This is a genomic window from Bartonella sp. MU70NMGDW (assembly GCF_042194085.1).
Classification (GTDB): Bacteria; Pseudomonadota; Alphaproteobacteria; order Rhizobiales; family Rhizobiaceae; genus Bartonella; species Bartonella grahamii.
In genome coordinates, this window is sequence record NZ_JBHIMK010000344.1 from 1 (window position 1) to 1,214 (window position 1,214).

At 46.8% G+C, this 1,214-nt stretch carries 1 protein-coding gene and 1 pseudogene; both read left to right on the plus strand.

All coding sequences use genetic code 11. From position 1 onward, the window contains the following. Positions 1-352: pseudogene (locus ACFIKE_RS10870) on the plus strand (hypothetical protein); the annotation flags it as partial. 320 nt (positions 353-672) lie between these two features. Further along, on the plus strand, positions 673-921 hold the full coding sequence (locus ACFIKE_RS10875) for a hypothetical protein (RefSeq protein ID WP_375649924.1): 249 nt from the start codon (positions 673-675) through the stop codon (positions 919-921). Positions 922-1,214: the final 293 nt, after the last annotated feature.

Sequence of the window (1,214 nt, forward strand, 5' to 3'; positions counted from 1 at the left end):
CCCCTCCAGCCTCTCTGTATCCATCCCGCCTTCTTCCAACAAAAAACCCACTGCCTCAGTTGCCAAAGGGCATCGCCTTCCTGAACATTGGCAAGCAGACATCAAGGCAGCAGTTTCAGAAGGTTTGAGTGAGAGCCAAGCTCATTGGCAAGAAAAGAAGTTTCGCGACTATTGGCAAGCCAAGAGTGGCAAAGAAGCTCTCAAAGTAGACTGGCAAGCCACATGGCGCAACTGGTTTCGCCGTGAGATCGAACGGCTAGAACAGCAAAAACAGGGGAGCTCCTCATCTTTCATCCCTGAGAGCAACGACATGCTTTACCGCAGTTTGATCAACTATAATGACAATTTTTGACATCACACGAACAACCTATTTTTCAAGCACGCGCGGGGACAAAAAATGTTTCAAAACCACAAAAGAAACAACAAAAACAACAATGAAATAAGCTCTTCATACAGCAAAACAAGTCAACATCACCCCTACTACTCTCATCACAAAAACGCTCGCCCTACACGCCTCATTTCTTGCACGCAAAGGGATACAAACACTCCCCAGCCTCTCTGCATCCATTCCGCCTTCTTTCAACAAAAAAACCACTACCTCAGTTGCCCAAGGGCACCGTTTTCCATGCCCTTAGCAAATAGTTATCAACGCAGCAGTTTCAAAAACTTTCAATGAAGAGCAAACTCTTTGGCAACAAACCACTCCTCCACACATGCATCCCAAAACACATCCCAGCAGGCGTCTCAACACACACATCAGCACACATCTCAGCAAGCGCCCCACAGCAGGGCACAACCCCTCAGAGGCATATCCACCCCGCCCTTTTTTACCCCCTCCTTCTTTCCAAAGGGCATCGCCTTCCTGAACATTGGCAAGCAGACATCAAGGCAGCAGTTTCAGAAGGTTTGAGTGAAAGCTAAGCCCATTGGAAAGCCAAGAGCGACAGAGAAGCGCTCAAAGTAGACCGGCAAAGCCCCATAAGCCCCCAAATAGCACCACAGGATTTCACTATCAGATCAAACAGCTAAAACAGCAAAAATAGAGTCCCCCCTCACATCTTGAGAAAAACAGCAATAATATCACGAATGACCATGAGCACAATTTTTGAAATCAAACAAAAACTTATCTCACAAGCAGATAGAATAGCAGAAATGCTTCTTCCCCAAGGGCACAAACGAGGCAACAATTGGATTGTAGGCAACACACGTGGTGA

Coding starts and splice junctions, on each gene's coding strand:
- ACFIKE_RS10875 (WP_375649924.1), top strand. CDS start 673: ATGAAGAGCAAACTCTTTGGCAACAAACCACTCCTCCACACATGCATC.